The organism is Ignavibacteria bacterium (assembly GCA_016707005.1).
Classification (GTDB): domain Bacteria; phylum Bacteroidota; class Ignavibacteria; order Kapaibacteriales; family Kapaibacteriaceae; genus UBA10438.
The window spans coordinates 814,102-828,343 of the sequence record JADJIQ010000005.1 but is presented as its reverse complement, the minus strand read 5'-3'; the positions used below and the strand labels follow the sequence as shown (position 1 = coordinate 828,343).

General features: G+C 53.2%; 14 protein-coding genes. 11 read left to right on the top strand and 3 right to left on the bottom strand.

Going from position 1 to position 14,242, the window contains the following annotated elements; all coding sequences use genetic code 11:
• The first annotated feature begins 38 nt into the window (after positions 1–38).
• On the top strand, positions 39–422 hold the full coding sequence (locus IPI29_11835; GenBank protein ID MBK7413236.1) for a rhodanese-like domain-containing protein: 384 nt from the start codon (positions 39–41) through the stop codon (positions 420–422).
• Positions 389–1,465 (top strand): c-type cytochrome, encoded by a 1,077-nt coding sequence (locus IPI29_11830; GenBank protein MBK7413235.1) that lies wholly within the window; start codon positions 389–391, stop codon positions 1,463–1,465. Before IPI29_11835 ends, IPI29_11830 begins: the two co-directional genes overlap by 34 nt.
• Here IPI29_11830 and IPI29_11825 read toward each other — a convergent pair whose 3' ends face one another.
• The gene (locus tag IPI29_11825) at positions 1,466–3,892 is read right to left on the bottom strand and encodes an aryl-sulfate sulfotransferase (protein ID MBK7413234.1); all 2,427 of its coding nucleotides are present in this window, start codon (positions 3,890–3,892) and stop codon (positions 1,466–1,468) included.
• Positions 3,893–4,040: 148 nt separating this feature from the next.
• Here IPI29_11825 and rfbD point away from each other — a divergent pair, with 148 nt between their 5' ends.
• Positions 4,041–4,967, top strand: a complete 927-nt coding sequence (gene rfbD / locus IPI29_11820; GenBank protein ID MBK7413233.1) for a dTDP-4-dehydrorhamnose reductase — start codon at positions 4,041–4,043, stop codon at positions 4,965–4,967.
• Here rfbD and IPI29_11815 read toward each other — a convergent pair.
• Positions 4,924–6,468 carry a YifB family Mg chelatase-like AAA ATPase gene (locus tag IPI29_11815; protein ID MBK7413232.1) on the bottom strand — a complete coding sequence of 515 codons (1,545 nt, stop codon included), beginning with the start codon at positions 6,466–6,468 and terminating at the stop codon, positions 4,924–4,926. The two genes, rfbD and IPI29_11815, sit on opposite strands and share 44 nt — an antisense overlap.
• Positions 6,469–6,542: 74 nt before the next feature.
• Here IPI29_11815 and IPI29_11810 point away from each other — a divergent pair, with 74 nt between their 5' ends.
• From IPI29_11810 to bshB1, 4 genes are all read left to right on the top strand, one after another.
• On the top strand, positions 6,543–7,157 hold the full coding sequence (locus tag IPI29_11810; protein MBK7413231.1) for a ribonuclease H family protein: 615 nt from the start codon (positions 6,543–6,545) through the stop codon (positions 7,155–7,157).
• Positions 7,158–7,356: 199 nt separating this feature from the next.
• The gene (gene dut, locus IPI29_11805) at positions 7,357–7,797 is read left to right on the top strand and encodes a dUTP diphosphatase (protein MBK7413230.1); all 441 of its coding nucleotides are present in this window, start codon (positions 7,357–7,359) and stop codon (positions 7,795–7,797) included.
• Positions 7,798–7,804: 7 nt separating this feature from the next.
• Complete coding sequence (gene rpiB, locus IPI29_11800; protein MBK7413229.1) at positions 7,805–8,248, top strand: ribose 5-phosphate isomerase B; 444 nt, start codon at positions 7,805–7,807, stop codon at positions 8,246–8,248.
• On the top strand, positions 8,245–8,976 hold the full coding sequence (gene bshB1, locus IPI29_11795; protein ID MBK7413228.1) for a bacillithiol biosynthesis deacetylase BshB1: 732 nt from the start codon (positions 8,245–8,247) through the stop codon (positions 8,974–8,976). The genes rpiB and bshB1 overlap by 4 nt, the downstream gene beginning before the upstream one ends.
• Here the strand turns inward: bshB1 and IPI29_11790 are convergent.
• Positions 8,925–9,371 (bottom strand): cytochrome c, encoded by a 447-nt coding sequence (locus IPI29_11790; protein ID MBK7413227.1) that lies wholly within the window; start codon positions 9,369–9,371, stop codon positions 8,925–8,927. The two genes, bshB1 and IPI29_11790, sit on opposite strands and share 52 nt — an antisense overlap.
• 44 nt (positions 9,372–9,415) lie before the next feature.
• Between IPI29_11790 and rsmH the strand changes: the two genes are divergently transcribed.
• The 4 genes from rsmH to IPI29_11770 are packed head-to-tail and all read left to right on the top strand — an operon-like array spanning position 9,416 to position 14,225.
• Entirely contained in the window at positions 9,416–10,330 is a 915-nt protein-coding gene (rsmH, locus tag IPI29_11785) for a 16S rRNA (cytosine(1402)-N(4))-methyltransferase RsmH (protein MBK7413226.1), read from the top strand.
• 33 nt (positions 10,331–10,363) lie between these two features.
• Positions 10,364–11,761: a UDP-N-acetylmuramoyl-tripeptide--D-alanyl-D-alanine ligase gene (locus IPI29_11780; protein ID MBK7413225.1), complete on the top strand. Its 1,398-nt coding sequence runs from the start codon at positions 10,364–10,366 to the stop codon at positions 11,759–11,761.
• 2 nt (positions 11,762–11,763) lie between these two features.
• Positions 11,764–12,894 carry a phospho-N-acetylmuramoyl-pentapeptide-transferase gene (locus IPI29_11775; protein ID MBK7413224.1) on the top strand — a complete coding sequence of 377 codons (1,131 nt, stop codon included), beginning with the start codon at positions 11,764–11,766 and terminating at the stop codon, positions 12,892–12,894.
• Between the two features lie 8 nt (positions 12,895–12,902).
• Entirely contained in the window at positions 12,903–14,225 is a 1,323-nt protein-coding gene (locus IPI29_11770; protein ID MBK7413223.1) for a hypothetical protein, read from the top strand.
• Positions 14,226–14,242: the final 17 nt, after the last annotated feature.

Genomic DNA, 14,242 nt, shown 5'->3' with positions numbered 1-14,242 from the left:
TCTACCCAATTGAATGTATTCCGTTGCTATTTTTCCCAATGAAACTCCTCCTCACCACAGTAGTTCTCCTCTTTCTGTTTTCTGCATCTGTTGATGCCGGAAGCTTTGGAGACGTCACAACCAAGAAGGCTTCCTCGATGATCTCATCGAAGAAGGGGCTCCTCATCCTCGATGTTCGCACGCCCGAAGAGTATGCAAAGGGGCACCTGGTAAATGCCCGGTTGATGAACTACTACGAGAAGACGTTCAAGGATCAACTCAAGACACTGCCAAAGGATAGGACCGTTCTTATCTATTGCAAGTCCGGAAGGCGAAGTGCGGAAACTCTTGCGATGATGAAGGAGTTGGGCTTTTCGAGTGCATATAACATGCTTGGTGGATTTGACGCGTGGTCGAAAGAAAAACGGAGATCAACGAAGTGAAAGCCATAGTTACGCAGTTACTGAGTTACTCAGTTACTCAGTTACGGAGTTACGGAGTTACCCAGTTACGCAGTTACGGTGTAGTGCTGTGTTGTGTGCTCCTCTGTGTTGGTTGTGCGAAGCATGAGAAGGAAGTGGTTGTTGAGAAGAAGGTAGACTCACTGTTTACGCCCCCTGACACGTCGACTATTCCGCATAACGCAACGGGTGATATGGTCCGCTACGGGCGGGAGTTGCTCGTGAACTTTCCGTACTACCTTGGTCCAAAGGGGTCCGTTGGACAGTTCGGTGGCAATGGACTTGGCTGTCAGAGTTGTCACCTTGATGCCGGGGCTCGGCCGTATGGTCTCAACTACTTCAGCGCACATGCCCGCTATCCGCAGTATCGCTCGCGAGAAGGAAAGATCTTAACGCTCGGTGATCGCGTGAATAACTGTATCGAACGTCCCTTAAATGGCAAACCAATGCCACTCGATAGCAAGGAGATGGTAGCCATCCTTGCCTATATGCAATGGCTTGGCAAGAATGTGCCGGTTGGGGGCAACGTACCGGGTGATCGACTGAAGGACATCACCCTGTTGGATCGTCCTGCCGATCCGGTAAAAGGACAGGTGATCTATCAGAAACACTGCACGCGATGTCACGGCGATGAAGGTCAGGGCGTAGCTAAGCCCGACGGAATAGCCTATGTCTATCCACCGCTCTGGGGTCCGATGTCGTATCAGCCGGGCTCATCCATGCACCGACTCATCAAGTCTGCGCAGTTCATCAAATACAACATGCCGTTCGATCTTGCTCGATGGGACAAGCCTGTGCTTACAGATGAAGAGGCAATGGATGTTGCGGCCTATGTGAATGATGACAAGATGCACACGAGACCTTTTGTGGATCTCACGTCGGAGTATCCTGTGCAAAAGGAAAAGCCCCTTGACTACTATCACCCGCCATACGCAGATCCGTTCTCTCCAGAACAGCACAAGTACGGACCGTTCAAGCCGATCTTTGAATGGCGCAAGGCAAACGGTCACCCAACAGGATATTGATCACCGTCGCACAATGAACATCGTGCGGAAGGTGCGCCCCATTGTATCGGTCACAACTGCTGTATATGCTCCCGGAGCGTACGTCATTGTTGAGATCCTAGTACGGACACCGTTGACGTAGATGTTCTCGATCTGCTCGCCCGTGGCAGCATAGATCGATACGTGAGAACAGCCGGACCCAATGTTCTCAATGGTCACATGATCTTCAGCCGGTTGCGGATAGAGAGAGATAGGAGAAGGGGCTTCTGCCAGATCATCAACGGATGTGAACCCGCTGATCTCGATGTTCTCTGTGCCGGTCTCCGTTATCTGTGCGAACTCCGGCATTCTTGAAGAGATACGAACATGATACTCCGTGCCCGTAGGTACTGCCACGGGAACAAGCCACAGAAAGCCTTGGGCTGAGGCCGGAACGGAGTCGCGAATGACGGAGATCACTTGATCATTCTTCACCAGCTCGAGTCGGACGCTTCCGGTGATGTTTGTCTTCCAAGAGATGGCATAACTGTTGTCATGCGTCCATCGCACATCTTCATCCGGACGAAGGATGGTAAGGTATGCTGAGGCCACAACGAAACTGTCCACAGCAGACCAGCCACTGAACTTGACGCCGGTTATCGCCTGAGCACGCCAGAAGAACTTCTCCTCGGCATTGCCTGCAACGTAGTCTATCCTGTCGCTTTGTGTTGTGCCTTCAAAGACGATTGTGGTGAATGATGGGTCGCGAGAGACTTGAACATGCAAGGAGTCCGCACGACCATTCATTGCCACTCTCAACGCATGTGTATCAAGCTCTAGTATTCGTTCTCCGGCGATCGGCCATTGAAGCACCGGCGTCAACGGAGCATCCGGCGCAGGAGACGCGATCCCGAATGCGAACTCCCCAGCAGTGGTTCTTTCTACGACAAGCTCGCGAGTGGACGCCTCATACCGCGTTTGAAGCGCCACAAACCGACCCGTATCGATCGTCGGACGATGATACACCGTCACCTTCGTCGGATCCCAAACGATACCCAACGTGTCAACATTAAACCGCGCTGTTATCTCATGCGAAGCAACACCTTCCAATGCTAGATCCACTCTCGCTTGATGGAGCAAAGGGGCTTCTTCCGACCACAATGGGTTCTTGGGTGACCATTGATAGCGATGAGCAAGCGACGTGTTATAGAAGGACGACGTGAGCGAGGTGTACTGAACCTTCATTCCGGTTTCTTGTGTGCCACGATGGTAGTTGTATGTCTCACCCGACAACACATCCTTGATCTGCACGGTCGCACTTGCACGTCCGGTAGGCCACAAAGGATACTTCGTTGCACGATAGACATACATCTGCTTTGGATACGATGCTTCAAAGACCACGGCACCTGTTGAATCTACTTCCGTTACGGCTGCAGAACCCTCGTTGGCAGCACTGCCCCAGCCAAGAAGTCGGTGGCCGTTGTCAAGGGTTTGCATGCCCCCTTGAATACTCACGTAGTAGTCTGGAACGTGACGGTATTCCCACACGAGTTCACACGTCTTGTTCACTTCGTCGATCTTATACTCAACACCTCGTGAATATTGTGGTGTTCGTTGCGTTCCATTATCGAACATCGAAATGTTGCCGTTCGGTAGACGCCGGATATCGTGCTGATAGCTGAAATACGTTGGCGCATTCTCTTCATGTTCACCAATGAAGGTGAATTCATTGCGCTTGCCGCCAAGAGTCCACAGCACCTCACCCGTTGTATGATCAACCTTGATGATCTGTGACGAGTGTCTCATAGACACAAGCCAGTTACCATCGTCATCGATCCAAAGAGCGTTGTTGTGGCAATAGCGTATAGCAGGGGCGGTGAGATTCTCATACGAGTCAGTGATCGGAAGATGATCCAATGATCTCCACTGCATCACAACGTTTCCATCACAGTCCACTTCCTGAATCACCGCGCCAACAACATTCGCTGCCGGATGTCCGCCCGGAACCACAACACTCATGTCCACCGTTACATCCTCTGCTCCGAGAAGAATGCGGTGCCCATTTGGCAGCATGTGGAAGTCGTGTTGCGTAGTGAGATAGCCACGTTTCTGGGAGACAAACTCCTGCGTCACAAAGTTGGTGTCAACGATGTACACTCCGGCCGGAACCGATGCCCCGGCAAACACAACAAGTTCTGAATATCCGAGACGTCCGTCAGGGAAGACCTTGTACTCAAACGGATAGTTCGCTGTTCTTCCGACCTTCTGTACCGCCCCATTCACGTTGTACACACCCAAGTACGACTGATACGGTCGCGGACTGATACGGCAGTTCGGAGCCAGATACAGAAACCCCGGCTCCGGCGATACATTGGTGGTTACCTTCAGCGGAGCAAGATCTGCCGGTTGCGCCCAAACGCACTGTCCCACCAACAGCAATACGAAGCATATCGAGGTGATTCTTTCCATTTCAGAATTTACCGTATTCCTTGCTACGTTACGTATCTCCGTAACTCCGTAACTCCGTAACCCCGTAACCTTGTAACCTTGTAACCTTGTAACCTTGTAACCTTGTAACCTCGTAACTGAGTAACTCCGTAACTCTGTAACTTTCGAAATGATTACCATCGTTGGCGCCGGCAGCACGCTTGCTGCTTCACTTATTCCTCTGTTGATCGAGGAGACAGAAGCCCCCTTGCATCTCGTCTCTTCTCGACACCTTCCGTACCAGAATGAACGTGTTCGTATGTCGGTGCTTGACGTAACGGATAGGAATGCGCTGAAGACTGCGATCATGGAGGCGCAGCCGCAGACCATTATCAATTGTGCGGCCATGACGAACGTAGACAAGTGTGAGTCGGACAGGCAGACGGCTTGGGCGGTGAATGTTACGCTTGTGGAGAATCTGACCAGGCTGGCCCGGATCGTTGATGCACGCATGGTGCAGGTCTCAACAGACTACGTCTTTGACGGACTGAAGGGTCCGTATGCAGAGAACACCATTCCCAATCCGATCAACTACTACGGCAAGTCAAAGCTTGCCGGCGAGAATGTGTGTTTGAGCGGTAGCAATGCGGCAGCGATCGTGCGCACCAACGTAGTCTACGGTCCGCCGAGTGAGAGGCCAGACTTTGTGCGATGGGTGATAGACGCTCTAGAGTCGGGCACGCCGATCCGTGTTGTTGACGATCAATATTCCAACCCGACCTATGTAGAAGACATCGCCGATGCGATCTCGCGCATTGTACAACGAAAGCGCACTGGCATCTACCATGTTGGTGGCGCAGACTACATGAGTCGATTCGAGTTTGCTGTGAAGATCGCGGAGTTCTTCAAGGGCAATACCTCGCTCATCCGACCGGTAAGCACTGCAGAATTGGCGCAAACGGCGCGCAGGCCAATGCGCGGCGGACTTATCTCCTTGAAAGCAGAGACCGATCTACGGATGACCATGCGCGGAGTAGAGAGTGGTCTCGCTTCTGTGCGGCATGCCATGATGGCTAGGCATTCCAGTATGGCCGGTCCAAATTCCGGTACTGAATAGCCTCGTTCACATGATGTTCGCTGATCTCTGCACTTGAGGCCAGATCGGCTATTGTCCGCGAGACCTTGATGATCCTGTCATATGCACGAGCAGACAGATGGAGTCGGTTCATCGCAATACCCAACGCCTGTTTGGCCTGATCGCTCAAGTGGCAGAACACTTCTAGGTCCTTTGTTGACATGTCGGCGTTCTTGTACAGATGCGGATGAGCCATGAACCGTTCGTTCTGTTTTTGTCGTGCCTCGATCACGCGCTCACGAACCGATGCGGATGATTCTCCTGATTCGAGTTTAACGAGGTCGGGCACATTCACCGCCGGCACATCCACATGGATATCTATCCGGTCGAGCAACGGTCCGGAGATCTTGGCCATATAACGCTGAACCTCCTGCGGCGTGCATCGACATTCACGTCGCATGCTTCCATAATTCCCGCACGGACACGGATTCATGGAACTCACCAGCATGAAGTTGGCCGGATACTCCACGGTCATGCGTGTTCGTGAGAGTCGTATCCGATGTTCTTCAAGGGGCTGACGGAGCACCTCAAGCACGTTTCGTTGAAACTCCGGAACCTCATCGAGGAACAACACGCCATGATGCGCAAGAGTGATCTCGCCTGCTCTGACCACTCCCACGCCCCCTCCCACCAACGCTGCATCACTGATCGTGTGATGAGGGGCGCGGAAGGGGCGCTGCGTCACAAGAGGCTGACCAGGGGGGAGAAGGCCTGCCACAGAGTGAATGGTTGTGGTCTCCAGAGCTTCAGCAAGGCTCAAGGGCGGTAGAATGGTTGCCAAACGTTTTGCGAGCATGGTCTTGCCGGCACCGGGCGGGCCAACCATGATGAGGTTGTGACCGCCGGCAGCGGCCACTTCGAGGGCGCGTTTCACACCGAGTTGACCCTTCACATCACGAAGGTCCATGGTATGTCTCGAGGAGGCTGCAGCAAACACAGCCTCGATGTCGAGTGTATGGGGCTTCTGCACGGAACATCCGGTCACGAGCTCAATGGCCTCTTCCAAGGTTTGAACCCCGAACACTTCAACTCCGCGAACGATAGCCCCCTCATCAACATTCTTGCGAGGGACAATGAGTCTTCGCACGCCGCGCTTGTGAAGCATCATGGCTACGGGCAAGACGCCGTGGGCCGGACGCACAACGCCGTCAAATGCCAATTCTCCCAAGAACGCTATGTCTTCGAGATCCTTTGCCTCGATCAAACCCATAGCTTGGAGAATTCCGATGGCAATAGGTAGGTCGAACGCACTTCCCTCCTTGCGGACATCGGCAGGTGCAAGGTTTACGATGATGCGTCGAGGTTGCCAGTCGAACCCCGCGTGATGCAGCGCTGCCACCACCCGTTCCCGAGACTCCCGAACCGAGTTATCAGGAAGCCCCACGATCTGGAAGGCAGGTAGAGCAGTCTCGATCGTAACCTCGATCTCCACAGGAAATGCGCCGATCCCAACCACCGATGCAGAATGCGTCTTTGCGTACATGTAGCGTCCTTTTGTGCGTATACGTTCTAAGTGTCGTACACCAGACAAAACGTGACGCGGTACCTTTGCAGACTATGGCAGCAGCAAAAAAACAGAAGTGGTATGTGGTGTGGACCGGAAACAGTCCGGGCATCTACACAACCTGGGATGAAGCGAAGAAGCAGATCCACGGTGTGGCCGGCGCACAATACAAGTCGTATGAATCACATTCAGAGGCCAAGGAGGCCTTTGAGACAGGTCCAGTAAGGCTTGCGGCAAAGCGCCCAACCCCAACGGTACGTGGTTGCATCCTCCCATCATTCGCTGTGGATGCAGCCTGCGATATGACCACCGGTGTGATGGAGTATCGAGGCGTTGATGTGGAGACCGGGGCGGAGATCTTTCGCATGGGACCGTACCTAGACTCCTCAAACAACCTCGGCGAGTTCCTTGCCATTGTTCATTGTCTTGCCTTCTGTAAACAACGCGGACTTGTGGAGCCTATCTACACAGACTCGCGCACTGCCCTTGCATGGATCCGACACCGCAAGGCAAAAACAACCGTTCTACGAACCGCCGGTAATAAGCCCGTCTTTGATCTCATCGAACGTGCAGAGCAGTGGCTCGAAAAGAACACCTATCCGAATCGCGTCCTCAAATGGGAAACAAAGGAGTGGGGTGAGAACCCGGCGGACTTTGGAAGGAAGTGAACAGCGAATAGCGAATAGTGAATAGTGAATAGCGAATAGCGAATAGTGAATAGTGAATAGCGAATAGTGAATAGCGAATAGCGAATGGTAGATTTGTAATCAGTAACCAGTAACTAGTAACTAGTAACTAGTAACTAGTAACTAGTAACTAGTAACCAGTAACTAGTAACCAGTAACTAGTAACTACCCGTGGCTTCTTATGAAGATTGACCTCCAGCTCCTTCCTCATGCGGCAGATCTGCCCCTTCCAACCTATGCATCTGAAGGTGCAGCGGGAATGGATGTGTGTGCTGCTGTCAACGAGCCGATGATCCTCGCAGCTGGGAAGGTTGTGATGGTTCCAACGGGAGTGTGTGTGGCCATCCCGAGAGGGTATGAGATGCAAGTGCGCTCCCGGAGTGGCCTTGCGGCCAAACAAGGGGTGTTTGCGTTGAATTCGCCGGGAACGATCGACAGTGACTATCGCGGAGAAGTGAAGGTGATCCTTGCCAATTTCTCCAGCGAAGACGTGATCATCGAACGTGGTTCGAGGATCGCTCAACTCGTCGTAGCACGACATGAAAACGTCCAATGGGATGTTGTTGCATCACTCGATGATACACATCGTGGTGAAGGTGGCTTTGGAAGCACAGGTAGGTAGATAAACCATGACCATTTCAATCGGATCGGATCACGCTGGCTTCATCTACAAAGAAGCACTCAAGCAGATGCTTGTGGATGACGGATATGTGGTGCTGGATGTTGGCACATACACTGCCGAGTCCGTTGACTACCCCGACTTTGGCACTGCGGCCGCCCATCTTGTTCGTGATGGGTATGCAGATTTCGGCGTGGTGGTCTGTGGATCAGGCATTGGGATCTCCATCGCAGCCAATAAGGTACGCGGGGTTCGTGCAGCCAATTGCACGAGCGTAGAAATGGCTCAACTCTCTCGTTTACACAACGATGCGAATATCATCGCCGTCGGTCAGCGGATCGTGTCCCTCGAACTCGCTCAAGAGATGGTACGCGCCTTCTTGAAAACGGAGTTTGAAGGGGGCAGGCATCAGCGCCGCGTTGATAAGATCGATGAGCTTGGAGATGTTCAATGAGTGTTGATGTAATGGTCCTCTCTGCACATCCCGATGATGCAGAACTCTCGTGCAGCGGAACTGTAAAGAAACTTACAAATGAAGGTCGGACCGTTGTCTTCGTTGAGTGTACTCGTGGTGAGTTAGGTACGCGAGGTTCTGCCTCCCTTCGCGAACAAGAAGCAACAGAAGCTGCACGTATCCTTGGGGTGAACGATCGTGAGTGCCTCGATATGCCCGACGGACATATCATGCATACCACCGAGAACATCAATGCGGTGGTTCGTTCCATCAGAACGTGGAGACCAAGTCTCCTTCTCATTCCTCCGCCATATGAACGTCATCCGGATCACGAAGCCGTGCATAAGCTCGCTCGTTCAGCTGCCTTCCTCGCCGGACTCACAAAGATCTCAACGCAGCACAATGGACAGGAACAGGTGCCACATCGTCCAAATCGGATGTTGTGTTTCCAGCAACAGTATGACTTCCCTCGTGAACCCGACGTCTACGTAGACATTACCGATTCGTTCGACGCAAAGATGGCCTCCATTAAGGCCTTCTCCTCGCAGTTCTATCTGCCTGATCTCTACACAAGCGACGAGCCCACTACATTCATCTCCCGTCCCGGATTCCTCGAAGAGATCGAAGCACGGGCCCTCTACCTTGGTAGTCGCATCGGTGTTCGATATGCCGAGGCCTACCTCGCTGTGGAGCCCCTTGCCGTATCGTCCTTGAGCGTTTTTCTCTGATCGCTCTTCACCAACGCAACATCCTTTGCCGAGATCTTCACAGTCCTTCCGCCGATGTGCTGCATCGCATACATCGCAACAGCTGCAAGATCTTCATTGGAGTATGGTGCAGGGGGCATTCCTAGTCGCACACCCGGTTCGCCATAGACCGTACGCCCGCTGGCACCAAAGGCCAATACTCGAATGAGTTCCCGGGGTGACTTCTTCCAGACCTCGCGACCGCGAATATCGTACGGCCCCTTTCCGCCTGATCCATCATAGCCATGACAGCGCAGACAGTATTGATCATACACCTCGCGTCCACGTTCGGCACGTGGTTCACGAACTCCGTCACGGGTGGCTAGAACTACCGTTGTAGTGACAAGTATGAGGAACAGTGCAGTGTTCCATTTCATAGCTGAACTCCTATTCATCACCATAAAATGAGCAAATTCCCACAATGGCACGCCTCGACGCAGAAACCTACCACATCCCCGTTATGCTCCAAGAGTGCATCACCTACCTGGCGATGCAGCCCGGCGGTGTGTACGTGGATGGCACCTTGGGAGGTGGCGGACATACCGCTGCCATGCTCTCCGTGGCTTCCGATGCGTCCCGCATCTTTGCGTTCGATGCAGATGAAAAGGCCATTGAACATTGTCAGGTACGATTCGCAGAAGAACTTGCAAGGGGCGAAGCATCTCGCCTGGTTCTGGTCCATGCCAATTTCGACACTATGGCCGAAGTCCTCAACGAACGGGTCGCACAACATGGTCATGCCGTTAACGGAATTCTGCTCGACCTCGGAGTTTCATCCTTCCAGTTCGACCACCATCATCGTGGCTTCAGTTTCAGGCACATGGCACCCCTAGACATGCGGTTCATGCCCGAGGGTGAGACCGCCGCCGATATTCTCAATTCTCGCACGGAACCGGAGCTGGCAAAGATCTTTCGCGACTTCGGTGATGAGCCACAAGCATGGCGTCTGGCCAAGGCCATCGCTCAACGACGTCAACTCGCTCGTTTCGCCACAACGGCCGATCTGCGAGACCTGGTGATCCAACAGATCCCTCCTCACCATCAGCCAAAGACCATGGCGCGATTGTTCCAGGCACTTCGGATAGCCGTGAACCGCGAGCTGGAGCGCCTTGAATCAACGTTGCTCTCAATGATCCCGGTGCTTGCGCCCGGCGGCCGGATCGTAGTGATGAGCTATCACAGTGGTGAGGATCGCGTGGTGAAGAATGTCTTCCGCGGCAATACGGATACTCTCAACACTATCACAAAGAAGGCCGTTGAAGCTGCTCCGGAAGAAGTGTACCAAAATCCACGGGCCCGAAGCGCACGATTGCGTGTTGCCGAGCGCAGAGCATAACTATGTTTGCACTGCAGCATAACGAGTGAACCTATGACGAACGCCGCCCGGTTTTCCTACGACGACCTGCAGATCATTGCAGGGCGCGCGGCAGCACATTTACCGCCTTCAATCATTGTCTCCGGTGTGAGCACGGATACGCGCACCCTTGTGCCCGGAAACGCCTTTGTGGCCCTGAGCGGCGAACAGTTCGATGGCCATGATCACATTCCCACGGCCATAGCAAAGGGTGCTGCTCTCATCATCGCTGAGCATGAACCTGATGGTGGCCTAAGCGCTGACTTCCCAACTGATGTGCCGTGGTTGGTTGTGCCGTCTACACTTCAGTGTCTCGGTTCCTTTGGGTGGCATCATCGCAGACGGTTCACCATTCCTATCGTGGCCATCGCCGGTGCCGCAGGAAAGACCTCTACCAAGGACCTCACAGCGCACGTGTTGTCATCAACAATGCGCGTTCTTAAGACACAGGCCAACTACAACAATCAGATCGGTACGCCCCTTACCCTCCTGCAACTCACAGATGAACACGATGTGGCCGTGATCGAGATCGGCACAAACGAGCCAGGTGAGATTGAGACGCTTTGTGCAATGGTACAACCAACACTGGGCCTCATCACGAACATCGGCAAGGAGCATCTTGAGAAGCTCATTGACCTTGATGGCGTTGAGAAGGAGGAGACGGCGCTGTTTGACTGGCTTCGAGAGCACAATGGACTTGCACTTGTGAACATGGATGATGAGCGACTGAGGAACTACGCCACAACGTTCATCAGATGTATCACGTTCGGCATTGAGTCAAAGGCAGAGATCCATCCAACCATTTCATTCGATACAGACGTTCGCCCAACCGTGCATATCGTCCACGGTACGTTCACGTTCCGTGCTCAAATGCGTGCACACGGTCTTGCGGCAGCCTATAACGCAGCGTGTGCATTAGCTGTAGCCTGGGCAATGCAGATTCATCCGGCAGATGTACAGAAGGCACTTGCTACCTATGAGCCCCCTGCCTCTCACGGATATGGTCGGATGTCTGTGGAACGTGTTGCCGGACTCACCATCCTCAACGATTCGTACAATGCCAATCCCGAGTCGATGATCATTGCCTTGCGAACCCTTCAGCACTTCCCTGCTCAGCATCGTATTGCCGTGCTGGGAGATATGCGAGAGTTGGGTGAGGCCGCAGAGGAAGAGCACCAGCATATCATGACAGAGGCAGAGAACAGCGCAGATATGGTGATCCTTATGGGCGAAGAATTCCGTCGAACCCTTGAGTCGACGGAAGACGAGCGTGTGATCTTCCACGAAACACATCGCGGTTGCGCCCTCGACCTACTGGATCATGTTGGAGACGGAGTGGTTGTCTTGGTGAAGGGGTCTCGCGGCATGCACATGGAACGTGTGATCGAACACTTGCAAGGGAATGAGGGCTAACTATGCTGTATCAACTGGCATTGTGGATCCGGTCCATGATGGACGTACCGGGGATCAATCTCTTTGGCTACGTCACCTTCCGTGCAGCGGCCGCTGCGATCTTTGCCCTCCTCATCGCCATCCTGCTTGGACCGAGCATCATCGCTGCGCTTAAACGACGTCAGATCGGCGAACAGGCAAAGTCAGAACTACAACAAGTGGGAGGTCATTCCCTCAAGGCTGGCACACCAACGATGGGCGGACTCATCGTTCTTGCTGCCGTACTCATCCCTACGCTGCTGTGGGCCAACATCATGAACATGTACGTTGTGATGGCGGTCTTCACAACAGCAGCATTAGGGGCAGTGGGCTTCCTCGATGACTATCTCAAGGTCATCAAGAAGTATCCTAAGGGGCTTATCGGACGGTACAAGATCGTGGGTCAGGTAGTGGTGGGATTCATTGTTGGCGGTTCCATCTACTTCTTCCCCGAGTGGTACTCAACCGAACTCGTTCCCTGGAAGACTCTCACTACTGTACCGTTTCAGAAGATGTCGAACTTCGATTTCGGCATCCTCTACATTCCCCTTGTGATCTTCATCATCACGGCAACGTCGAACGCCGTGAATCTCACGGACGGACTTGACGGACTTTGTATCGGCACAGTTGGTGTAAGCGCACTCACACTTGCCGTGATCGCCTACTTCAGTGGGAACGCTTTCTTTGCCGGATACCTCAACATCATGCATCTCGGCGGTACCGATGAGCTCGCGATCTTCTGCGCGGCCATCGTAGGAGCAGCCATGGGCTTCTTATGGTACAACGCCTACCCCGCCCAGGTCTTCATGGGTGATACGGGCTCACTCGCACTCGGCGGCGCTATCGGCGTTCTCTGCGTCCTCATCAAAAAGGAGTTCCTGCTTCCTATCGTAGGGGGCGTCTTTTTTGCCGAAACAATGTCGGTGATCCTCCAGGTACTCTGGTTCAAGTACACAAAGAAGCGCTACGGAGATGGCAGGCGCATTTTCCTCATGGCCCCCTTCCATCATCACTTTGAAAAGAGCGGCTGGCACGAAGCCAAGATCGTCACTCGATTCTACATCGTTGCCATCATGCTTGCCATCATCACGATGGCCACGTTCAAGGTTCGGTAACAGGATCCATGAACGAATCTCTTGATAAGATCTGGGTAGTCTCTGCAGACATGGGCTATGGTCACATGCGTGCGGCCTTTCCGTTTCGTGGCCTTGCTGACGGCGGAGTGATCCCGGCTGGTGACAATGAACTGGCCGCTGAATCAGAGAGAAGGCTGTGGCGTAGGTACCTTCGTTTGTATGAAGTGTTCTCGCGCGCCAAGGGTGTTCCTCTCGTTGGAAAGCAACTGTTTGGCATGCTCGATTCGCTCCTGCACATCCCATCGCTCTACCCCATCCGCAATCTCTCACACATCACGTATCAAGTGGAGATGCTGGATAAACAATTGAAAAAGGGGCTAGGGGCTGGTATCGCTCGGATCATAGAGGGGAAACGTCAGCCCCTTCTCACATCGTTTTATGTACCGGCGTTGGTAGCCGATAAGGCCGGACACGAGCCGATCTATTGCATTATCTGCGATGCAGATCTGAACAGAGTATGGGTGGCAAAGGATCCGTGGGAATCATCGATCAACTACTTTGCCCCCTGCGGAAAGGCGGCACAACGGTTGAAGTCGTACGGAGTTTCGGAGGATCGGATCTTCCTCACTGGCTTCCCGCTTGATGATTCATTGCTTGGCGGACGCGATCTACCAACGTTGAAGAACGACCTTTCAGTACGATTAAAGGTCTTAGATCCGAATGGTCGCTTTCATACACTGCACGGCAAGAATGTTGAACACTTCTTGGGTCCGGACACATCGCACCCAATACCTGCCGATAGAGTATTGACCATCACCTATGCCGTAGGCGGTGCCGGTGCCCTGAAGGAGATCGGCGCATCGTTACTGCGCACATTCAAGGATCGATTGCAGAACGGTTCCATGCAGCTAAACCTTGTGGCCGGCACGCGCAGTGAGGTTAAAAGTTGGTTTGATCAACAGAAGCACGATATCGTAGGGCCCAATGCTCGCGTGTCTGTGATCTACGGTGAAACGCTTGATGAATATTTCACCGCATTCAATTCCGCTATCCGATCCACAGATATTCTTTGGACCAAGCCGAGCGAACTCTCGTTCTATGCGGGTCTTGGGTTGCCGATCATCATGACGCCGACCATCGGGTCGCAGGAGAAGTTCAATCGCAAGTGGCTCCTGGAGATCGGTGCCGGGATGCGTCAGGAAAAGCCTGAGTATGCCTCAGAGTGGCTTTTCGATCTCATTGAGAACGGTCGGTTCGCAGACATGGCATGGCTTGGCTTCCTGCGCGGACGAAAGCTTGGATATCATCATGTTTTGGATGTGTTACGCACCGGTTCATTCTTACGCTCTGATAATCCGCTTTTGCGATGAAACTCGGGATATTGATG